The organism is Olleya sp. UBA1516 (assembly GCF_002323495.1).
Lineage (GTDB): Bacteria > Bacteroidota > Bacteroidia > Flavobacteriales > Flavobacteriaceae > Olleya.
This window is the reverse complement of sequence record NZ_DCQO01000013.1, coordinates 13,306-35,271: the sequence shown is the minus strand read 5'-3', so window position 1 is coordinate 35,271 and position 21,966 is coordinate 13,306. Positions and strand designations below refer to the sequence as shown.

Annotated in this window: 23 protein-coding genes; 11 read left to right on the top strand and 12 right to left on the bottom strand. The window is 31.7% G+C overall.

Translation table 11 applies throughout. The annotated features are described in order from the left end of the window. Positions 1 to 170: 170 nt before the first annotated feature. Positions 171 to 878: a dipeptidase PepE gene (gene pepE / locus B2989_RS08635; RefSeq protein WP_292947357.1), complete on the bottom strand. Its 708-nt coding sequence runs from the start codon at positions 876 to 878 to the stop codon at positions 171 to 173. Positions 879 to 987: 109 nt separating this feature from the next. Here pepE and B2989_RS08630 point away from each other — a divergent pair, with 109 nt between their 5' ends. From B2989_RS08630 to B2989_RS08605, 6 genes are all read left to right on the top strand, one after another. Next, a complete protein-coding gene (locus tag B2989_RS08630) occupies positions 988 to 1,797 on the top strand; it encodes a carboxypeptidase-like regulatory domain-containing protein (RefSeq protein WP_292947354.1) in 810 nt (269 codons plus the stop codon). 37 nt (positions 1,798 to 1,834) lie between these two features. After that, positions 1,835 to 2,551: a hypothetical protein gene (locus B2989_RS08625; protein WP_292947351.1), complete on the top strand. Its 717-nt coding sequence runs from the start codon at positions 1,835 to 1,837 to the stop codon at positions 2,549 to 2,551. Between the two features lie 59 nt (positions 2,552 to 2,610). Further along, complete coding sequence (locus B2989_RS08620) at positions 2,611 to 3,111, top strand: DUF6702 family protein (RefSeq protein WP_292947348.1); 501 nt, start codon at positions 2,611 to 2,613, stop codon at positions 3,109 to 3,111. A 63-nt stretch (positions 3,112 to 3,174) separates the two neighbouring features. Then, positions 3,175 to 5,484 (top strand): M1 family metallopeptidase, encoded by a 2,310-nt coding sequence (locus tag B2989_RS08615; RefSeq protein ID WP_292947345.1) that lies wholly within the window; start codon positions 3,175 to 3,177, stop codon positions 5,482 to 5,484. Between the two features lie 89 nt (positions 5,485 to 5,573). After that, positions 5,574 to 5,903, top strand: a complete 330-nt coding sequence (locus tag B2989_RS08610) for a thermonuclease family protein (RefSeq protein ID WP_227471000.1) — start codon at positions 5,574 to 5,576, stop codon at positions 5,901 to 5,903. Positions 5,904 to 5,985: 82 nt separating this feature from the next. After that, positions 5,986 to 6,885, top strand: a complete 900-nt coding sequence (locus B2989_RS08605; protein WP_292947336.1) for an ExbD/TolR family protein — start codon at positions 5,986 to 5,988, stop codon at positions 6,883 to 6,885. A gap of 58 nt (positions 6,886 to 6,943) precedes the next feature. On the opposite strand, the gene B2989_RS08600 is transcribed toward B2989_RS08605, so the two are convergent. The 3 genes from B2989_RS08600 to B2989_RS08590 are packed head-to-tail and all read right to left on the bottom strand — an operon-like array spanning position 6,944 to position 9,674. After that, on the bottom strand, positions 6,944 to 7,489 hold the full coding sequence (locus B2989_RS08600) for a DUF4136 domain-containing protein (protein WP_292947333.1): 546 nt from the start codon (positions 7,487 to 7,489) through the stop codon (positions 6,944 to 6,946). A gap of 23 nt (positions 7,490 to 7,512) precedes the next feature. Beyond that, positions 7,513 to 9,492 (bottom strand): urocanate hydratase, encoded by a 1,980-nt coding sequence (locus B2989_RS08595; protein ID WP_292947330.1) that lies wholly within the window; start codon positions 9,490 to 9,492, stop codon positions 7,513 to 7,515. Positions 9,493 to 9,506: 14 nt separating this feature from the next. After that, entirely contained in the window at positions 9,507 to 9,674 is a 168-nt protein-coding gene (locus tag B2989_RS08590) for a DUF5522 domain-containing protein (protein WP_292947327.1), read from the bottom strand. Between the two features lie 47 nt (positions 9,675 to 9,721). On the opposite strand from B2989_RS08590, the gene B2989_RS08585 reads away from it, so the two are divergent. Genes B2989_RS08585 through hemL form a run of 4 tightly spaced genes read left to right on the top strand, consistent with a single transcriptional unit; the run spans position 9,722 to position 13,060 of the window. Next, positions 9,722 to 10,060: a hypothetical protein gene (locus tag B2989_RS08585; RefSeq protein ID WP_292947324.1), complete on the top strand. Its 339-nt coding sequence runs from the start codon at positions 9,722 to 9,724 to the stop codon at positions 10,058 to 10,060. Further along, a complete protein-coding gene (locus B2989_RS08580) occupies positions 10,050 to 10,961 on the top strand; it encodes a 1-aminocyclopropane-1-carboxylate deaminase/D-cysteine desulfhydrase (RefSeq protein WP_292947321.1) in 912 nt (303 codons plus the stop codon). Before B2989_RS08585 ends, B2989_RS08580 begins: the two co-directional genes overlap by 11 nt. Positions 10,962 to 10,964: 3 nt before the next feature. Continuing rightward, positions 10,965 to 11,777, top strand: coding sequence for a glucosaminidase domain-containing protein (locus tag B2989_RS08575; protein WP_292947318.1), 813 nt, complete (start codon positions 10,965 to 10,967; stop codon positions 11,775 to 11,777). A gap of 5 nt (positions 11,778 to 11,782) precedes the next feature. Beyond that, entirely contained in the window at positions 11,783 to 13,060 is a 1,278-nt protein-coding gene (gene hemL / locus B2989_RS08570; RefSeq protein ID WP_292947315.1) for a glutamate-1-semialdehyde 2,1-aminomutase, read from the top strand. A gap of 91 nt (positions 13,061 to 13,151) precedes the next feature. Here the strand turns inward: hemL and B2989_RS08565 are convergent, their stop codons facing one another. The 4 genes from B2989_RS08565 to lysS all read right to left on the bottom strand — a co-directional run bounded on the left by B2989_RS08565 (position 13,152) and on the right by lysS (position 17,059). Then, the gene (locus tag B2989_RS08565) at positions 13,152 to 13,493 is read right to left on the bottom strand and encodes a hypothetical protein (protein ID WP_145006457.1); all 342 of its coding nucleotides are present in this window, start codon (positions 13,491 to 13,493) and stop codon (positions 13,152 to 13,154) included. Positions 13,494 to 13,624: 131 nt separating this feature from the next. Next, positions 13,625 to 14,119 (bottom strand): hypothetical protein, encoded by a 495-nt coding sequence (locus tag B2989_RS08560; protein WP_292947310.1) that lies wholly within the window; start codon positions 14,117 to 14,119, stop codon positions 13,625 to 13,627. Between the two features lie 115 nt (positions 14,120 to 14,234). Continuing rightward, entirely contained in the window at positions 14,235 to 15,221 is a 987-nt protein-coding gene (locus B2989_RS08555; RefSeq protein ID WP_292947307.1) for a hypothetical protein, read from the bottom strand. 143 nt (positions 15,222 to 15,364) lie between these two features. After that, positions 15,365 to 17,059: a lysine--tRNA ligase gene (gene lysS / locus B2989_RS08550; RefSeq protein ID WP_292947304.1), complete on the bottom strand. Its 1,695-nt coding sequence runs from the start codon at positions 17,057 to 17,059 to the stop codon at positions 15,365 to 15,367. 157 nt (positions 17,060 to 17,216) lie between these two features. Between lysS and lipB the strand changes: the two genes are divergently transcribed. Then, positions 17,217 to 17,915, top strand: a complete 699-nt coding sequence (gene lipB, locus B2989_RS08545; protein ID WP_292947300.1) for a lipoyl(octanoyl) transferase LipB — start codon at positions 17,217 to 17,219, stop codon at positions 17,913 to 17,915. Positions 17,916 to 17,917: 2 nt separating this feature from the next. Here the strand turns inward: lipB and B2989_RS08540 are convergent, their stop codons facing one another. From B2989_RS08540 to B2989_RS08525, 4 genes are all read right to left on the bottom strand, one after another. Beyond that, positions 17,918 to 18,559 carry a hypothetical protein gene (locus B2989_RS08540; RefSeq protein WP_292947297.1) on the bottom strand — a complete coding sequence of 214 codons (642 nt, stop codon included), beginning with the start codon at positions 18,557 to 18,559 and terminating at the stop codon, positions 17,918 to 17,920. 79 nt (positions 18,560 to 18,638) lie between these two features. Further along, positions 18,639 to 20,096, bottom strand: coding sequence for a glycosyltransferase family 39 protein (locus tag B2989_RS08535; RefSeq protein WP_292947294.1), 1,458 nt, complete (start codon positions 20,094 to 20,096; stop codon positions 18,639 to 18,641). A gap of 2 nt (positions 20,097 to 20,098) precedes the next feature. Further along, positions 20,099 to 20,824, bottom strand: a complete 726-nt coding sequence (locus B2989_RS08530; RefSeq protein ID WP_292947291.1) for a glycosyltransferase family 2 protein — start codon at positions 20,822 to 20,824, stop codon at positions 20,099 to 20,101. 17 nt (positions 20,825 to 20,841) lie between these two features. Further along, positions 20,842 to 21,891, bottom strand: coding sequence for a nucleoid-associated protein (locus B2989_RS08525; protein ID WP_145006540.1), 1,050 nt, complete (start codon positions 21,889 to 21,891; stop codon positions 20,842 to 20,844). Positions 21,892 to 21,966: the final 75 nt, after the last annotated feature.

The following is a 21,966-nucleotide window of genomic DNA, read 5'->3' as shown; positions in this document are numbered from 1 at the left end:
CAGCCTTCCAAGCTGAATGTCGCCAGTTCGAACCTGGTCTCTCGCTCAAAAGCTTCATCATAACGATGGAGCTTTTTTTTTGGAATACATTTGATGTTATTAATCCTATATCATCTAACTATATTCTATAAGGTTTAAAATTAGCTTTCAATAAAGCTCATCCTTTAGTTTTATTTTAATTCATTTAAAAAAGTGTATGTTTCAATTTCATAAGGCTCACTTCCATGTTCAAAAACTCTAGCATTTAATACACCTTTTAATTGAATAGACTGCCCTTTTACTTCTAACCAACTACCTTCCCTAAGTCCAACAACTGGTTGTGTGTTAAATTTATGAAACTCTTTTATCCTAGTTTCTCTAGTTTCTCCCATATGTTTACTAGAAGGATCTGGATCTAAATAATGAGGGTTAATATTAAATGGTACAAAGCTTAGCGTTTTAAAGCTTGGCGGATAAACAATTGGCATATCATTGGTAGTACACATGGTTAGACCACATATGTTACTTCCAGCACTTGTACCTAAATAAGGGATTCCGTTTTTAACAGCAGCTTTTAAGGGATTGATCAACTTAAATTTATACAACGCATTAACTAAAACAAAGGTATTTCCGCCACCTGTAAAAATTCCCTTAGCATTAGTAATAGCTTCTACTGGATTTTTAAATTCGTGTAATCCTTTTACTGTAATACCAATTTTAGCAAAAGCTTTTGCTGCTTTTTTAGTGTATTCATCATGCGTTATACCACTTGGTCTCGCATAAGGTATAAAAACAATGTCGTCTATATTTTTAAAATGAATTTTTAAATCGTCTAATAAATAGTCTAAATATTGACCAGAATGAAGGGTTGAAGTACTTGCGATAATTAATTGCTTCATAATTTTAGTTTTTGTAAATTTAGGTATTAGAAGCTTTTAACAAAAGATTATAGCTGCTTAACATAATAATTTAGTCTAAAAGTTTTTAATTTACCTAAAATCAACCAACATGAAATCATATATTATTGCATTTTTTCTTTTAGCTTTTAGTTTTGCTAATGCTCAAGACAGCACCAGAGTCGAGCTTAAAGGTAAGGTTATTGTCGCGTCTCCAGATTTAGAAGGCATAACCATTTATAATTCGTCTTCAAATAAAGGAACAGTAACTAATGTAGATGGAGAGTTTACTATTAGTGCAAAACTTAATGATAAAATTAGTATTTCGGCTTTACAATTTAAAGACTTTACGGTATTAGTCGCTCAGGAGGTCTTAGACTCTAAACAAATGAATGTCTTTTTAGTAGAACAAATTAATAAGCTAGATGAGGTTGTGATTTTACCATACGATTTGTCCGGAGTTTTAGATGAAGACATTGCAAACGTTGAAACCTTTAATCCAGATTTAGATGCTATTTATTTTGGAATTGGTGATATCAGTCTTTACGAGTTTGCTGATGATGAATATAGTAAAGTAGAAAATTTGGCAGCTATGAGTCAGAACGATAGATTACGATATCAAGCCAACGGAATGTTAATTTTAGGTAGCTTAGTAGATTTGATTTTTAGTAAAAAAAATAAAAATAAAAAGGAGACCAAAGAGGTTTTATACCAATCTTCAACTTTAAGTGATACTTATGATCATAAATATTTTACAGACAATTTTGATATTCCGGAAGCTAAAGTAGAAGCCTTTATGGCCTATGTTGAAAGTAATAATTTTGATGTTAATTTATTGAATAAAGGTAACGAAATGCAATTAATAGAGCATCTTAATACAGAAAGCAAAAACTTTTTAAAAGAGAAAGTTGAAAAAAAGTAGGCTTTTTTTATGTTTCTTGTTATTTGTAAGTGTTCAAATGATACACGCTCAGACTGTTGAGCTAAATGGGACAATCACTGCTGAAGACGATATTGAAAGTATTCATATATTAAATAAAACGTCTTTAACTAATGCAACATCAAGCAAAGACGGAAGCTTTGTTATCAAGGCTAAATTAAACGATACCATTATATTTTCTGCAGTACAATATACATTGCTAACCAAAGTGGTTAATCAAGAAGATATAACTTCAAAAACAATTGCAGTCACTTTAAAATTACAAACCAATCAATTAGATGAAGTGTTTTTAAAAAGGTCTTTATCAGGAGATCTAGAAGACGATTTGTTGCTTCTAGAGGCTAAACCAGTAATCAATTTTTATGATGTGGGCATACCTGGATACCAAGGAAAACAAAAAACATCTGCCGAAAGAGTCTTACATGAAGCAACCACAGGAGGTGGATTAATTCCATTAAATCCTTTGCTAAACGGTATATCAGGTCGTACCAAAAAGCTAAAAGAAATTGTAAGACTAGAAAATGATGATGCCTTATTAGTAAGACTTAAAAACGACTTAAAAGAAGATTTTTTTAAAGACAATCCTTTAGACCAAAAACACCACATAGATTTTTTTTACTTTGTACAAGAAGATCCAGACTTTAGAAGTGTTTGTAGCAAAAGTAATTTAGATGCTTTAACTTTTTTTCAAAAGAAGTTAGACCAATACAAAACAAATTTAAACACTAAAGAATAAATAATTATTTGGAATACTTTTTGCCATTAATCCATTAGATTTGTAACTACATTATACTTATGAAAACACTAAAACAGCTTTTATTTATAACCGCATTTGCGCTATTATCATTTACATCAGTGCACAAATACTATGTAAGTATCACGCAAATTGAATACGTAAAAGAGAAACAATCACTTCAAATTATTTCAAGAATTTTTGTAGACGATTTTGAAAAATTAATACGTAAACGTTACGATAGTAATATTACTTTAAATAATGGTGGTAACGAGGAGGTTATAGATCAATACGTGAAAAAGTATTTGTTAGAAAAAATGGAAATTTCGATAAATGATGAGCCAAGAAAAATAACATTTATAGGAAAAAAATACGATGACGATATAATGTATTGTTATCTAGAAATAGAAAACATTCCATCAATCAAGAACTTTCAAATAAAAAATAAAGTGTTGTTTGATCTATTTGACGATCAAAAAAACATTGTACGCACCAATATTAACGACAAAAATAAAACCTTTGTGTTGATAGCAGAGAAAGATAAAGGTTTGTTAAACTTTTAACAAAGATTTTAAACAACGTTAATTTTTGTTAAATTCACGTTCTTAAAGTAACAAACTATCACAATGAAAAAACTAAAGTATTTATTTCTTTCAGCTTTATTTTTGTCCGTAAGTGCTTTTGCACAGGACGAAAATGAAAAGAAAGAACGTCAACCAGGTCATACCAACAACAACAAGTTTAAACAGTTGTATGACGAGTTTTCAACACCAAACATGTACAGAGCAGCATCAGGTGCTCCAGGTTCTGCATACTACCAACAACAAGCAGATTACAAAATGGACATCCAATTGGATGATAAAAACGCAAAGCTTTATGGTTTTGAAACCATAACCTACACCAATAACTCACCAGATAATTTAAATTATTTATGGGTACAGTTGGATCAAAACATGCGTGCTAAAACATCTTTAACACCTTTAATTCAAGATGACGCTGCGCAACCAGCAGATACACCTGGTAACTTTGCTAATAAATACTTAACCGAGTCTTTTGATGGTGGATTTAACATCCAAGAAGTAAAAGATACTAAAGGTAACGCATTAGCGCATATGATTAATCAAACGATGATGCGTGTAGAGATGCCTTCAGTTTTAAAATCAGGAGAATCTTTTTCGTTTTCAATCAAATGGTGGTATAATATTAATGACCACGTAAATGGTAGAGGTCGTTCTGGTTATGAGTATTTTGCTGAGGATGATAACAGAGCATACGTTATCGCTCAGTTTTATCCAAGAATGGCAGTTTACAATGATGTCGAAGGATGGCAAAATTCTCAGTTTTGGGGACGTGATGAGTTCGCGTTACCTTTCGGAAACTTTGAAGTAAACATTACAGTTCCAGAAGATCATATTTTAGATGGTACAGGAAAGTTGACTAATAGAAAAGATGTGTTTTCAAAAGAAATGATGAAACGTTATGAAAAAGCACAAAAATCTTATGATGAGCCTGTAGTAATTGTAACTCAAGATGAAGCAATTGCTAAACTAAGCACAAAAGCAACTAAAACTAAAACATGGAAGTTATATGCAGAAAATGTACGTGACTTTGGTTTTGCTACATCAAGACGTTACATCTGGGACATGATGAGTGTTAAGATTGGTGATAAAGACGTTATGGCAGTATCATTATATGGTAAAGAAGGAAACCCATTATGGGAAGACTGGTCAACTAAAGCAGTAGCAAGTACATTAAAGTCTTACTCTCGTATGACTTTTGATTACCCTTACCACAAAGCAATATCTGTTCATGCTAAAGAGCAAGGAATGGAGTATCCAATGATTTGTTGGAATTATGGTCGTCCTGATAAAGACGGAAATTATAGTGACAGAACTAAATTTGGAATGATGTCTGTAATTATTCATGAAGTAGGTCATAACTTTTTTCCTATGATTGTAAATAGTGACGAGCGTCAATGGACTTGGATGGATGAAGGTTTGAACACATTTGTACAATATGTAGCAGAACAAGATTTTGGAAAATGGTATCCAGATGCTTTATCGGAAGGACAAACAGCATATCCATCACGTCGTGGACCAGCAGCAAACATTGTAAGATACATGGGTGGAGATCAAGATTACATTGCTCCAATTATGACTAAAGGATTAAATACTTACCAATTTGGTAATAATGCATACGGTAAGCCAGGAACAGCACTTAATATTTTACGTGAAACTGTAATGGGACCAGAATTATTTGATTATGCATTTAGAGAATACTCTAACAGATGGATGTTTAAACACCCAACACCAGAAGATTTTTTCCGTACAATGGAAGATGCTTCAGCTTTTGATTTAGATTGGTACTGGAGAGGTTGGTTTTATACAACAGACTACGTAGACATAGGTGTTAAAGAAGTTAAAAAATACTTTGTATCTAACGAGCCAAATGCTGAAATTAAAAAAATGGCTGAACAAAGAGGAATGAAGTTAAGTGACTTACCACCTTTAGTATTTTTTGTAGAAGAAGGTGCGGATGATTTTGATACTAACTTAAAAGGAAAGTCTGCTTTGGAAAACTCTACTACTTTAAATGAGTATGTAATGGACAACTTTACAGCTGAAGAGCGTGCTAAAATAAAAGAACCAAAATTCTTTTATAAAGTAACTTTTGAAAAGCCAGGAGGATTAGTGATGCCAATTATAGTTGAGTATACTTATGCTGATGGTACATCTAAAACAGAAACGTATCCAGCACAAATCTGGAGACTTAATGATAAAGAAGTAAGCAAAACCTTAGCAACAGAAAAAGAGATTGTAAGCATTACTGTAGACCCTAAATTAGAAACTGCAGATGTTGACACGTCTAACAATTCTTGGCCACGAGAAATGAAGGCTAGTGAGTTTGACAACTTTAAAGAGCAAAACAAAAACTAAGTACTAGTTTGTTATACTATTGTAAGCCCTTAAAACTTAAGTTTTAAGGGCTTTTTTATTTTGTATATTTAGCATTATAAAATAATATTATGTACACATACAAAGCAAAAATAATAGCAGTTTACGATGGTGACACTGTAACAGCAGTTGTAGATTTAGGGTTTCTACATTCTCAAGAAATGAAATTACGTCTGTACGGGATTGACACACCTGAAATGAGAGGAGCAGAAAAAGAAGAAGGGAGGAAGGTTAGAGATATTGTTAGGAGTATGATATTGGATAAAGAAGTTACTATTCGATCCTATAAAGATAAGCAAGGTAAATATGGACGTTATTTAGCTAATATTATATTAGAAGATGGATTAGAACTAAATCAGTGGTTGGTAGATAATGGTCATGCTAAACCTTATTTGTTGTAATCTTTAATTTAAATGTCATTAGTATTTGATAAAGTATTAAATACAACCTATCCATTTATTTATAAATTGTAGTAAGTTTATTATGAAGTTAAAAATAACAATTAGTATAATGTTATTTAGTGTGTTTGGCTTAAACGCACAAATACAATCCATACAGTTGCCTAAAGGCGAAGATGTAATTAGCATATCTAAAACTAGTATTACACCAATCTATAGTCTTTATGTAGATAAACATGAATCCATTTATTTAGAAGATGAAGCGATTGCATTATCTGATTTAGCTAAAACCTTATCGTATAATAGAAGTCAATTAGAAGAAATGCAAAAACATCAAGTCAAAATATTCTTATACATTGATCAATCTGTTAAATACACTATTGTAGATAAAATTAAAACCGAATTAGCTTCTGCCAATTTTTACAATTTAGTTTTTAAAACTAATACCATAAAAGATAAAGATATAGTATCTGGTTTTTCTGTTAGGAATCATCAGTCCTTCTTTCATTTAGAAGAAATAAAAAAGGTGCTTACTAAAAAAGAAGAAGCTAAAAATAAGCGCTATAACGATAGTATAGCCAAACTCAGTAAAGACGATTCAGATTCATTTTTAATGTTTCCGCCACCACCTCCACCACCTGTTGATGAGATGTTCGCGTTAGGTTATAGAGTTTATACTAATCAACAAGAAATTATTGATGAAGTTTTACAAGGAAAAACTTATAATAAATTAGTGTTATCTGACAGTGGTTTAAAATATGGAAAGAATATTATTAAAATAACCGATAACGCTCAGTTTATTGAAACCTTAAATGCAAAAGATTTTGCTTTTATTAGTTTTGATCCAGCATTGACTTATTCAAATTATTTTAAGTTTATTACGCTTCATAGACAATTATCAAAAAAGGGATGGGTTACCAAACCCTATTTGGAATTATCCAATGAGATAATCAGAATTCACAAAAAAGCTAATATTAAATTATAGCCCAAAAAAAAGCGACTACTTATTTAAAGTAGTCGCTATTTTATATTTTAAACTATTATTATTTTTCCATTCCTGGAGGGTATTTTTCCATAATCTTAGTTACAAACTCTTTAATACGTTCCTCTTTTTTATCTACATTTTTAGATAAGTATCCAGTACCTTGACCTTGCCAAACTAATTCTTTTTTATTAGCGTCAATTAAGTCAACATACAAAATACCTTGAGTAGTAGTAGAGACTGTAGGTTGCATATTCCAACCCCATCCCCAACGAGGTCCACCCCAACCCCAAGCACCAACTCCCCAATTGTTGTTGTAAACATCAACACGTTGATTGGATTTAGTAAAAATACTAACTAATAAGTCAGGATTTTGAGATTTAGTATACCCTTTAGCTAGTAACTCAGACTCAATAGCTCTAAGGATGCGACGTTTGTCAATATCATTAATTTCGGCTTTATCAATTCCTGATTTAAAAAAAGCAAAAGTTTTGTAGTTGTTAAAATCTACAGCTTTATCATAATCTGCTGCTACTTTTACTGAGCTACATGAAGTAAATGCTATAAGTAATAGCAATGCTGGTAAAATTTGTAATGTTTTGTTCATGGCGATAATATTTATAGTTTAACTTAATTTAATAAAGCATCATCAACAAGATTAGGTAAAGTTACTTTTAGGTTTGGCTCAGACGCCATAGCGCGTTTAATAGCAAAAATAGCTTCTTCGTTTCTAGCCCAACTTCGTCTTGATATTCCGTTATTTACATCCCAGAACAACATTTGTTTTAATCTTTTTGATGCTTCTTTACTACCATCAAGAACCATACCAAATCCACCATTTATAACTTCACCCCAACCAACACCACCACCATTGTGGATGCTTACCCAAGTGGCACCTCTAAAACTGTCTCCAATAACATTTTGGATAGCCATATCTGCTGTAAAGCGTGATCCATCATAAATATTAGAGGTTTCGCGATAAGGACTATCTGTACCAGAAACATCATGGTGATCACGACCTAATATAACGGTATCAATTTCGCCTTTTGCTATAGCTTGATTAAACGCTTCAGCGATTTTCATGCGACCTTCTGCATCTGCATATAATATTCTTGCTTGCGACCCTACAACAAGTTTGTTTTGTTGTGCACCTTTTATCCATTGGATGTTATCAGCCATTTGCTGTTGTATTTGTTCTGGCGAATGTTGCTTTATGTCTTCTAAAACTTGACAAGCTATAGCATCCGTTTTTGCTAAATCTTCAGGATTACCTGATGCGCAAACCCATCTAAATGGGCCAAAACCATAATCAAAGCACATAGGACCCATAATATCTTGTACATAACTAGGGTATTTAAAATCAATACCGTTTTTAGCCATAATATCTGCTCCTGCTCTTGATGCTTCTAGTAAAAAGGCATTTCCGTAGTCAAAAAAGTAAGTGCCTTTTGCGGTGTGTTTATTTATTGCGTCAGCATGACGACGCAATGTTTCTTGTACTTTTTCTTTAAATAACTCAGGTTGATTGGCCATCATAATATTAGCTTCGTCAAAAGTAATACCTACAGGATAGTAACCTCCAGCCCAAGGGTTGTGTAATGAAGTTTGATCACTACCTAAATCAATATGTATATTGGCTTCATAAAATTTTTCCCAGACCTCTACAATATTTCCTAAATAAGCAATAGAAATGGTTTCTTTTTCGGCTTTAGCCTTATTAACACGAGAGACTAATTGGTCTAAATCTGTAATCTTCTCATCAATCCAACCTTGATCTAAACGTACTTGTGTAATTTTTGGATTGACTTCTGCACAAACAGTAATGCAGCCAGCAATGTTACCCGCTTTGGGTTGTGCGCCAGACATTCCGCCAAGTCCTGAGGTTACAAATAAATTACCTTTAGGCTCTTTTTTAATTTTTCTAAATCCGTTTAAAACTGTAATAGTGGTACCATGCACAATACCTTGTGGACCAATGTACATATAACTTCCAGCAGTCATTTGACCATATTGCGTAACACCTAAAGCATTAAATTTTTCCCAATCATCTGGTTTGGAGTAGTTAGGTATCATCATCCCGTTAGTAACGACTACTCTTGGTGCTTCTTTGTGGCTAGGAAATAATCCCATTGGATGACCAGAGTACATGACTAAAGTTTGCTCATCATTCATCTCTGCCAAATATTTCATGGTTAAGCAATATTGTGCCCAATTGGAAAATACACCACCATTACCACCATAAGTAATTAACTCATGTGGATGTTGTGCAACTGCATAATCCAAATTATTTTGAATCATTAACATTATAGCAGCAGCTTGTTTGGATTGTGCAGGATATTCAGATATTGGTCTAGCATACATCTTATAGTCTGGTCTAAATCTATACATATAAATACGACCATAAGTATCTAGTTCTGCTTTAAACTCAGGTAATAGTGTTTCGTGATGTTTTTTGTCAAAATAACGCAAGGCATTTCGTAAAGCTAATTTTGTCTCCTCAGTACTTAATATTGCTTTTCGTTTAGGTGCGTGATTTATGGAGGGATCAAAAGGTTTTGCTTTGGGTAAATTATCAGGAATTCCTTGTAATATTTGCTCTTTAAATGTCATAGTAGTTAGTTACTTTACTTGTTTTTAATTGCGTTAGTTTTGGCGTCAAATCCGTAAGGACAATGTCTACAACCACTTTGGCAGCAGTACCCACGTTTTAAATGGTATTGTTCTGTAAAACAGCGGTAACCTTCAGGTGTAAGGTAAAAATCGCCTTCTTCAACTGGAATTATCTTCTTCATATCACAAAGATAACGTAAATTGGAATATATTTTGAAAGACAGTAATCATGATAATAGTATCTAAATATTTAGTACCTAAAGGTTATACAGGTATGACTGTTTTTCCGTTTATATTTTTAAAATCTAAAGTTTTAAAACAGAGTGAGACCTTGGTCAATCACGAAAAAATTCACTTAAAACAGCAATTAGAGTTATTAATATTACCGTTTTATATCTGGTATGGTTTAGAGTTTGTTTTTAGGTATATCCAACACAAAAATTGGTATTTAGCTTACAAAAATATAAGCTTTGAAAGAGAAGCCTATTGTAACGACCTAAATCTTGAGTATCTAAAAACTAGACGTTTTTGGCAATTTTTAAAGTATCTTAGCAAGCATGAAATTTAAACCAGAACTTAGTGTTAATCAAAAAATAGAACTTCCATTTAAAAGTTCTGTTTCTTTATATATAAAGCGAGAGGATTTAATTCATCCAATTATATCTGGTAATAAATATAGAAAGTTAAAATATAATATCGCTTTCGCGGAAACGCTTAATCAGGATACATTACTGACTTTTGGTGGTGCATTTTCTAATCATATTGCTGCAGTAGCAGAAGCTGGACGTGTTTATGGTTTAAAAACAATTGGAATTATCAGAGGTGAAGAGCTTAACGACAAGGTCTTGGATAGTCCAACGTTAAAGTTTGCACAGTCTTGTGGTATGCAATTTAAATTTATAAGTCGTGAAGCATTTAGACTAAAAGGAACACAGTCCTTTTACGAAAAAATTAAAAAAGAATTTGGTGACTTTTATTTAATTCCTGAAGGCGGAACCAATGATTTGGCTGTTAAAGGATGCGAAGAAATTTTGACGGAAACTGACCGTAAATTTAATTACATATGTGCTTCCGTAGGAACAGGAGGTACCTTATCAGGCTTGATTAATAATTCAAACACAGCACAAAAAGTTTTAGGTTTTTCAGCTTTAAAAGGTGACTTTTTAAAAGAAGATATTAGTAAATTTGCAAAACAAGATAATTGGCAATTAATGACAGATTACCATTTTGGTGGTTATGCTAAAATAAATGCAGAATTAGTAACGTTTATTAATAGCTTTAAAAAGCAAAATAATATTGCATTAGACCCTGTTTACACAGGAAAAATGATGTTTGGTATTTACGATTTAATTAAACGTGATTATTTTAAGCCAAATTCTGAAATATTAGTGATTCATACTGGAGGTTTGCAAGGTATTGTAGGTATGAATAAAAGATTAAAACAAAAACAACAACAGTTAATTTTATAATTGATGAAAAAAATAATTACCATGCTTTGTCTTACTTTATTAATTGTAAGTTGTGGCTCTTCAAAAAAAGTGACTACAAAAAAAGGTAGACAAAAAACAGTTAGGGTTGTACGAAATAAAAAGGATGCTAAAAAAGACACCAAGGAAGATGTTATTGTAGTAGACACTCCAATAAAAGAAACACCTGAAGTGTATGCTAGTAAAACGGACGAATATATTGCAATTTATAGTGATATAGCTCAAGATGAAATGCGTAATTATAATATACCTGCAAGTATTACTTTAGCACAAGGAATATTAGAGTCTGCTTCTGGACAAGGTCGTTTGTCTGTAGAAGCTAATAACCACTTTGGAATTAAATGTCATGAGTGGACAGGTGCAAAAATTTATCATGATGATGATGCCTCTCAAGAGTGTTTTCGTAAGTACAAAAACTCTAAATACTCGTTTAGAGATCACTCACTATTTTTGACAGAACGTAAACGCTATTCAAAACTATTTACGCTAGAAAAAGATGACTATAAAGGTTGGGCCAGAGAGCTTAGAGCAGCAGGTTATGCTACAGACAGAAAATATCCAGATAAATTAATAAGCCTAATAGAGCGTTATCAATTATATCGTTTTGATGCTGTAGTTTTAGGTAAGCAAAATGTAGCAAACGACAAGCATACTGTTGTGAAAGGCGATACATTATATTCGATATCAAAAAAATATAACCTAACTATAGATACTATTAAGTCTTTAAATAGTTTAGAAGGCGATAACCTATTTGTAGGTCAAGTGTTATTTGTAAAACCAATTCCAAAAGATTTTTAAAGTCTATGATTTATAAACGTAGTAGTGCTTTGTTTGCAGAAGCAGAGCAAGTAATACCAGGAGGAGTAAACTCACCTGTAAGAGCATTTAAAGCAGTAGGTGGAACACCTATTTTTGTTAAAGAAGCTAAAGGTGCTTATTTATATGATGAAGATGATAACAAATTAATAGATTACATCGCATCTTGGGGACCAATGATTTTAGGTCATGCACACAAACCAGTGGTAGATGCAGTTATTGATAAAGCAAAAAAAGGAACATCCTTTGGAATGCCAACTCAAATTGAAACTCAAATTGCAGAGTTAGCTGTGTCAATGGTACCAAATATTGACAAAATACGTTTTGTTAATTCTGGGACAGAAGCCTGCATGAGTGCTGTTAGATTGGCTAGAGGATATACAAACAAAGACAAAATAATCAAATTTGCTGGTTGTTATCATGGTCATTCAGACTCATTTTTAATTCAAGCAGGAAGTGGAGCAGTAACTTTTGGATCACCTAATAGTCCTGGAGTTACCCAAGGTACAGCAAAAGATACATTATTAGCAAAGTATAATGATTTGGCTAATGTCGAAGCTTTAATTAATGCTAATAAAAACGAAATAGCTTGTATAATTATCGAGCCTGTTGCTGGAAATATGGGTTGTATTCCTCCAAAAGCTGGGTTTTTAGAAGGTTTACGTGACCTTTGTGATGCTAATAACATACTTTTAGTTTTTGACGAAGTTATGACTGGCTTTAGATTAGCCAAAGGTGGTGCACAAGAATTACTAGGTATTAAAGCAGATATTGTATGTTTTGGTAAAGTGATAGGTGGAGGATTGCCTGTTGGTGCTTTTGCAGCTAGAGCTGAAATAATGAATCATTTAGCACCTTTAGGTCCAGTGTATCAAGCCGGAACATTAAGTGGTAATCCATTAGCTATGGCAGCAGGATTAGCTATGTTAAACGAGTTAAATTCTGGTGATGTTTTTGAAAGTTTAGCAAAAAAAACAGCCTATTTACATAAAGGTATTGCAACCGTTTTAACAGAATTAAACATTACTCATACAATAAACAGAGTTGGCTCTATGATATCTGTTCACTTTTGTGAAGATGAGGTTGTAGATTTTGAAACATCTGCTAAAGGAAATAACGACACGTTTAAAACCTTTTTTCATGGCATGCTTAACCAAGGTATTTATTTGGCACCAAGTGCTTTTGAAAGTTGGTTTTTAAATGATGCTTTATCTTATGAAGATTTAGATAAAACTATTGCAGCATGTAAAGCAGTATTTAGTTAACAGCATTAAACAATAACTATAAAACATAAAAAAGCCGATTAGTTAATAATCGGCTTTTTTTATATAAGTGTATTACTACTCTGTTGTTTTATTAGTTAGACAACTCTAAAAATTTAGTATACTGTTCGTCATTTAAAATTTCTTTAAGTTGAAGAGATAAACGCTCGTTAATTTTTTTACTAAACGTATTATATTCACTTGTACCAACTTCAAACGAGTTGTTTAATGTTTCCGATTTTGAGTAAAATTCTTGATAAGCAACAAACATTAATTCCTGAGTTGGCTCATAAGCTTTAACAAGTCTTCCAATTTCTGCAGTTTTTGCTTGTGCTGCATTATTTATTTCTGCACTAAATTTTTGTTGTGCATTAGCAGTTGTTGTTGCTAGTGTTAAACCAAAAACGAAAAGACAAAGTGTAATTATTTTTTTCATTGTGTAAGTGTTAATTAATTATACTCTCAAAGTAACACTATTTGATTAATAATTACAAATAAAAAAGCACTGAATAGACAATCAGTGCTTTTTTACCTTTAAAAGTAAATGTTTGATACTAAATAATAGATTTAATTGTCAGATTTATCCTCTTTTTTATGATCTTTTTTGTTTTTTGAACCCTTTTTCATGTGCTTACGTCCATGTTCTCTTTTTGATAAAGATTTTTCCCACTTAGTGTATTGCTCAGCAGTAAGGATTGTTTTCATTTTTTTCTTAGCTTCAATTTGTGCATCTAATTTAGCATTCATGCGCGCTAACTTTTCTTCTTTAGTAGGTTTTACACGCTCTTTATTATCTTTTTCGGCTAAGCGCTTATCAAATTTTTCTTTACGTTTTTTAGCACTTTCTAAATTTAAAGCCATCACTTTTTGTTGTTGGGCTTCTGTTAAATCTAAATGTAACGTCATTTTTTTTGTTTGTAACTGTGCCATATCCTGAGGATCTAAGTTTTGGCGTTGCTCCAAACGTTCTTTTTTATTTTCTTGACGCTTTTCTTTTTTGTTGTCTTGTGCATTTGCTTGAAATGTTATTAAAGCTAATGCTAGTATTACTAATCTTTTCATCTTTTTTGTTTTTTAAATTGTTATACTACTAAGACGTGCAAATTTGAGAATGGTTTAAACGCCTTAGTTTTTTTAATCTTTAATTAACAGTTTAAAAAGATTGGTGGACAGTTAATTACAATGTGTTTAAATAGGATTTAATCAAGAAATAACCTTCTGTATGGACAAAGGTAGTGCCCAATAATGGCATGCTAAACAACTCTTGATAGTTGACCATTCTAGAATTTATTTCACCTTTTTTTTCTAAAATAGATGTGTTTTCAAAAAGGGTTTCATATCTAAAATCTAAAGTGGTTTGTACATCGCAATAACCTCCTGGTTGGTGACAAGAGGCACAATTAACATCTAAATATGCTCTAGCACGATCTTGTAAAGAGTAGGTGGCATCATCTTCCCAATTTGGTAAAGTTGTTATTGTGGAAATATCTGATATGCCAGTAATTTGATTGTTGTTTATTAGGTTTTGTAGTTGATTATTGTAATTAATGGAGCGTAATTTGGGTCCTAATGGTTTTACTTGGTCATTGTTTGAATGGCAGGTTACACAATCTAAGTTTGATGGAATTTGATAATTTACAGCTACAGTTGTCCCATTTTTATCAATAAAAGAAACAGGTACTGTTGCAGCATTGTTTTCTAAAACTGCTTCGGTTTGTGCTTCGTTCCAGTGGTAATCACCAGCAATCCATGTTCCGTTTTGTTTTATTAGTAACCTGGTTTCGATAATTTTTCTGCCTTGGCTTAAATCATTTTCATCTAAATTGTAATAAAAAGACTTAACTATTATCGAGTTGTCTGGAAACTCTGGCATTCCATTACCTACAGCTGCTAATGTTTCGCCTTCAGGCAATACAATAAAACGTGCTTTATGTGCATAATCCGTAAAAAGTGGTGTGTTTAAAGTGTATGTAAAACTATAAGGAGATGGTGTTAAATCTTTAAGTGGTCCTTCAAAAAGATTAAGTTGTGACAGGTTAGGTAATAATTGTGCAATAGGTCGTGGTGTAGTCGTTACTGGTATATCTATGGTGTCAACATCTTCATTTTTACTACAGGAAAAGCAAAGTAATAGTGTTAGTACTAATGTGGTTAGTTTATTCATTGTTAGTGGTTTTGAATTGTGAAAATAAAGAAAATGAATGAATTATAATGTCTGTAAGTTTAAATGTTGGGAATAAAAAAAAGGAATTACACGTATGTAATTCCTTTTTATATATTTAAATGTTGCGTTTTGTAACGCTGTATTTATATAGTTTCAACAAATAATCCATCGTCTGTTTTATTGACTTTAGCGACACCTAATTTGGTTAATCCTTTAATAGTTTTGTCCCATTTTTTGTTACTTAAACCAGATTGTTCTTTAAGTGTATTAAGGTCTATTGGGCTACTTGCTTTTACTAATGCGAATAGTGCTTTTTCGTCCTCTGTCATTGGAACTGCTTTTTTCTCAGGTCTCATTTGTGGAAAAAACAGGACTTCTTGTATTGATTTATTATTGGTTAAAAACATAATTAATCTATCCATACCAATTCCCATTCCTGATGTTGGAGGCATTCCGTACTCTAATGCACGTAAAAAGTCTTCATCTATAAACTCGGTAGCTTCATCATCTCCTTTTTGAGCTAATTTTAATTGGTGCTCAAAACGCTCGCGTTGGTCAATTGGATCATTTAGCTCTGAATATGCATTTGCTATTTCTTTACCACAAACCATTAACTCAAAACGTTCTGTTAATTCTGGATTATCTCTATGCTCTTTACATAAAGGACTCATTTCTTTTGGATAGTCTGTAATAAAGGTTGGTTGTATGTAGTTACCTTCACATTTTTCTCCAAAAATTTCGTCTATTAATTTACCTTTACCCATGGTTGCATCTACGCTAATACCCATGTCTTTGGCAGCAGTACGTATTTGATCTTCTGTTTTACCATTAATATCAAAACCTGTAAAGTGTTTAATAGAATCTGCCATAGTGACTCTAGCATAAGGCGCTTTAAAATCTATTTTATGTTCACCAAATGTAGCTTCAGATGTTCCGTTTACAGCTATTGCGCAATGCTCTAGTAATTGTTCGCAGAAATCCATCATCCAATTGTAGTCTTTATAAGCTACATAAATTTCCATTGCTGTAAATTCTGGATTATGTGTACGATCCATTCCTTCGTTACGGAAATTTTTTGAAAACTCATAAACCCCTTCAAAACCACCAACGATTAGACGTTTTAAATACAGCTCGTTAGCAATACGCATATATAATGGTATGTCTAAACTGTTATGGTGTGTAATAAAAGGACGTGCAGCAGCACCACCTGGAATAGGTTGTAATATTGGTGTTTCTACTTCAAAATATCCAGACGAATTAAAGAAGTCACGCATCGCGTTAAATAACTTAGTACGTTTTACAAAAACTTCTTTTACTTTAGGGTTAACAACTAAGTCAGCGTAACGTTGTCTATAACGTTGTTCAGGATCTGTAAAAGCATCAAATGTATTACCTTCGGCATCTGTTTTAGGCAGCGGTAAGGGTTTTAAAGCTTTACTTAAAACTGTAAAGTTTTTAACCATTACTGTTTTTTCGCCAACTTTAGTGGTAAAAAGCTCACCTTCTACACCAATAAAATCTCCAATATCTAAAAGTTTTTTATAAACAGTGTTGTATTTTGTTTTGTCCTCACCTGTACAGATTTCATCTCTGTTAAAATAGACCTGAATACGACCTTCACTATCTTGTAGCTCTGCAAAACTAGCATTACCTTGAATACGTCTAGACATCAAACGACCAGCAATAACAACCTGTTTGCCTTCCTTAAATTCCTGTTTTATTTGTTTAGAATTGTTAGAAACAGGATATAAATCTGCTGGATAAGGGTTGATACCTAACTCGCGTAATTTTGCAAGTTTTTCTCTACGTACGAGCTCTAGCTCAGATAATTGTGACATAGTATTATTGTAATAAATTTAAGACGCAAATATAAGGATTTGATTTGCGGTTTTGATATTAAATTTAAGAAATTACGGTTTGTTAAATACTGCCAAATCTTTTCTTTTATAGGGAATAGGCAAGATAAATTGTATCTTTGCAACATTAAACTTTACCATGAATAAGAACGTACAAATACAAGATTTAGGTACTAAAGACTTTAAAGAGACTTGGGATTATCAAGAAGTATTATTTAAAGGTATTTTAGATACAAAAATTAAAAATAGAAGGGAAGCTGCTGGTCTTGAAACCAATAATTACTTTTTATTTGTTGAGCATCCACACGTTTATACTTTAGGTAAAAGTGGTGATATGTCTAATTTATTGTTAAACGAAGATCAATTAAAAGAGAAAGGTGCATCGTTTTATAAAATTAATAGAGGAGGAGATATTACGTACCATGGTCCTGGACAATTAGTTGGTTATCCTATTCTGGATTTAGATAATTTTTTTACTGACATCCATAAATATTTGCGTTTTTTAGAAGAAGTTATTATTTTAACTTTAGATGAATATGGTTTAAAAGCAACACGTAGTGAAGGAGAAACAGGTGTTTGGTTAGATGTAGGAACCCCTTTTGCGCGTAAAATTTGTGCAATGGGAGTTAGAGCTAGTCGTTGGGTTACAATGCATGGTTTTGCACTTAATGTCAATGCTAATTTAGGTTACTTTGATAATATTATTCCATGCGGAATTAAAGGTAAAGCAGTAACTTCCATGCAAGTAGAATTGGGTGTTAAGTCTGTAGATGAAGCAGAAGTGAAATCTAAAATATTAAAGCATTTTAGTGCTATGTTTGAAGCTAACTTTATATAAATTTAGTCTTTAACATAGGCTAGGTAAGCCTCTGCAATCTCTGTTAAACTAAAGTGTTTCCACTCTTTGTTTTGTATGCGTTTTACAAGCGCAGGATAATCTTTAAAATAAATACCCATTGCTTTTTTTACTTGACCATTAGTAAACCCTTTACCACTTACTATATAGGCTTTGTCCTCTGTTGGACGTTGGTATAAAAAGTAAACAAATTCCCAAATAGAGTGTGCACCAGTTATGGATTTCATGATTCCTTTTTTATCCAACTTATAGCGTTGTGCAAGCGAGTATCCTTTAATAGCATCATTGGCATATATTAATAACATCCAATGTTTATTCTTTTTTTCGGATACTATTTCTTTTCCAAAGGATTTAAATAAATGGACAACAGTGTTTCTGACAAACAAAAATTTATTTCCGTTTTTAGCTGTATATAAAATTTGAGAAATAGTGTCTTCGTCAATTTTTAAAACTTTTGCTTTAGCACTAGATTTATATTCTACTTTACCATCCAACATTTTATTAGAAGGTAGTCTAGCTAAGCCTTCTTTAACGGTTCCGTCTGTCATTAGTATTTTGGCAGTGTGATATTGTGCGTTAGCAAAAAATGAACTTAAAATAAACGTTAGGTATAAAAGGGATTTCATGTAAAAACGGTTAGTTATTGATTATTAGCTTAATTAGCAATCAATTTAATTAAAAGTATTTACATATAAAAATGGTCTATCAGTTTTTAATTAGCATACCATCTTTAAAATAGTGAATTTTAAAATCTTTAAAATGGGTTAATAAATCCGGTTTAGATATAAAATAGCGTCGATTTATATTATCAAAAAACAAGATTTGAGCTTTACCTTGTTTGATGTCTTGGGTCATTTTTTGTAAAGCACTATCGTAAGTTTTTGTATTTACAAATGGAAGTTTATGGTTATTTACATTTTTATAAAAACGCATGATATCGTGTGCATTGGTATAAAGATTTAATGTGTCTTTGGACTTTATGTAGTTAATAGATTGGGAGTTTTTCCATACTTCTGCACTATACTGCGTACCGTTTTGATAATGGTTGACTCTTAATTGGTAGGTATTTAAAATATTGGATAGTAATAGTATTATAAAAAAGACTATGGTTATTGGTTGATATTGTTTCGGTTTTAGAATTGGGTTTAAAATTAAAACGACTAGTGTTAATATGATAAAATAAAATGGAAAGAATATTCTGGTATTAACAGGCACGTTTTCATCAAAAAAAGAAATAGAAAGTACTATAAATACTGTATAAGAACACAATAAAGTTACCAATAATAAGATGATAGGTGTACAGGATTTAACTTGTGCTATTATTATTTTTTGTATTGTTTTAAATTTAAAAAAACTAATAACCATGAAGCTTAAAATGATTGTTGCTATATAGCCATTATATAAAAACCAGTAAATTATTGTTTTGGTTAATGATAATAATCTTCTAAATCTGAAACCAAAGAAATCGATATTTCTTATGGTGTTAGAATTGTTAAAATAGTAGCAGTAAATAAGCCAGAGAATAAATAGACTTAACGAAGAGATTGTATAAATTAAAACCGCTTTTAATCTTGGTTTAATTTTAGATTTATGGAATATTAAAATATAAAACCCAAAACCAACAATATATCCAAAACCTGCATATCTAGTTAATAATAACGCGCTAGATATTACTCCAGCCCAAATAAGATATTTGTAGCTGTTAGTTTTAACCCATTTAATAAAAAGCAATGTTACTAATAGTAGTAAAACCATAAATAACCCTTCGCTTAAAAAGTAAATAAAGACTAGCGATGTGTAGGAGGTTAAAAGTAAAATAACAATAAAAGGAATGACTTTTTTGTCAATTTTTAGTGTTGTTAAAAGGTTGTAAAAAATTAATGAAATTGTAGAAAGCAGTCCTACATTTAATATAAAGGCGCCAGTAAGTATACTGCAATTAAATAGCTTGGTCGTTAATGCTACTAATAATGGGTAAAGTGGAGGCCAATGCGTAATTAGTATTCCGTTTTCGTCTACGATACCATTACCTAGTAAAATACTTTTTACTATTTGAATATAGGACACAGAGTCTGGCGTGACACCTAATTTATAAGGCCCACTAAAATAAGCGAATAGTAAGGTGAATGCAATAGAAATTAAAATGATTAATTTTTTTGTCATCACTATTTACCTTTTAATAGCCCATATTTAGTAATACAATATAAGGCTCTAAAACCGTCTTTCCATGATATTTTTTTACCTTCCTGATAGGTTCTTCCATAATATGAAATACCGACTTCGTAAATACGTATGTAAGGTATCCTAGAAATTTTAGCAGTTACTTCGGGTTCAAAACCAAAGCGTTTTTCTTTGAGGTTAACAGATTTAATAATTTCGCTTTTAAACATTTTATAGCAAGTCTCCATGTCTGTAAGGTTTAAATTGGTTACTGCATTAGAGAAAAAGGTTAAAAACTTATTTCCTATAGTATGCCAAAAAAACAATACACGATGTGGATTACTACCCATAAATCTTGAACCATACACGATGTCCGCAAATCCGTCTGTGATTGGCTTTAATAGGACGTTATACTCGTTTGGGTTATATTCTAAATCTGCGTCTTGGATTATAATATAATCTCCAGTTGCTTGTTTAATGCCTTCATGGAGTGCTGCACCTTTACCTAGATTTACTTTTTGCTTAAAAAACTTAATATCTAAATTAGGATTATTAGCAATAAAAGTTTCAATGGTTTTTTTTGTTTGATCTGTAGAGCAATCATCAATAATTACAATTTGCTTTTTTATACCAAATAGCAATGTCACACTATTAATCTTGTCCAGTATTGGTGTGATAGTGCTTTCTTCATTATAAGCAGGAATTATAATAGACAAGGTTTTAATAGACATGTTTATGGCGTTTGGTTTTAGGCTTCGACGTTAAAAAATACTTTATAATAATGCATTTTTTTCTCTTCGTCATAACCACGTTCAAGGTATTCTGCACTTGCATCTGGAGCATCTATGTCTAGTTTAATTTGGATGTTTGTATCCAATTTAATTTCGGTTTTAATTTTTTTCTTTTCTTTATTTAAAACTTTTTCTGAGACATCAAATTGATTTCTGATTAACACATTCTGTTCGGATTCAAAATCTTTTTTATAGCTTTCAAATAAATCCATGTGTTTGTCTTCCACAAACACTTCGTCTTTAAATCGCTCGACATTTACTATTTCATTTTCTTTAAAAAAGTCAATAGTTTTAGCTAAAAAGGTGTTATGTTCTTGGGCTCCATAGGTTGTTTTAATTATTTCTGTCGAAAATTCTTTACAAAGCTCAAGATAGTTTTGTGTATGACTATTGTAGTCATCTGCATATTTTATGTTTAAAAACTTATCTATCCAATACGCAGCATCATAATTATTGTTGTCTACGGTTAACACAACTTTACCTTCGGCATCTCCTGTATTTAAAATTAAACAGCCCTTATCTACTTTTTTAGCATTGATCCCTTTTTGGACTAAAACGTCGTAACTGTTATCTTCTAAATAGGTCTGAAAAAAGTTGGTTTTGTTTTCTATTTTAAAAATTCCAATAGCGTCCACAACCATTTCATTATGTTCAATACCATCAAAATAGGCAACAATTACGTCTCCAGTTTTAATTTGTGCAGAGGTTGATTGCTCATATAAATGTTTAACTACATTTTTAGAGACGTCCACAAAAGTTTCGTCATCTGCAAAAATTTCTTTAGTGTAAGCATTAATTTCATTTAGCTCGATATTGGCATGATGATTAAATCTGTGACTTTGGACTAAGCTTGTAAATGGTCTTAGTAAAAAAGGAACCATTAACTCATAACTGGCTTCATCAAAAATAAGTTCTTTTTCAGAAAAGGCATTTTTTGTGTCGTTATGTTTGTTTCCTACTTTGTGAATAATACACTTTAAAATAGAGGCTTTGTTACGATTAATCATTATTAAAAATGGTGTTTGTTTTAAAATACAATGTTACTAAATATAGCCTAAATACAACACAAAAAAACCGAAGAC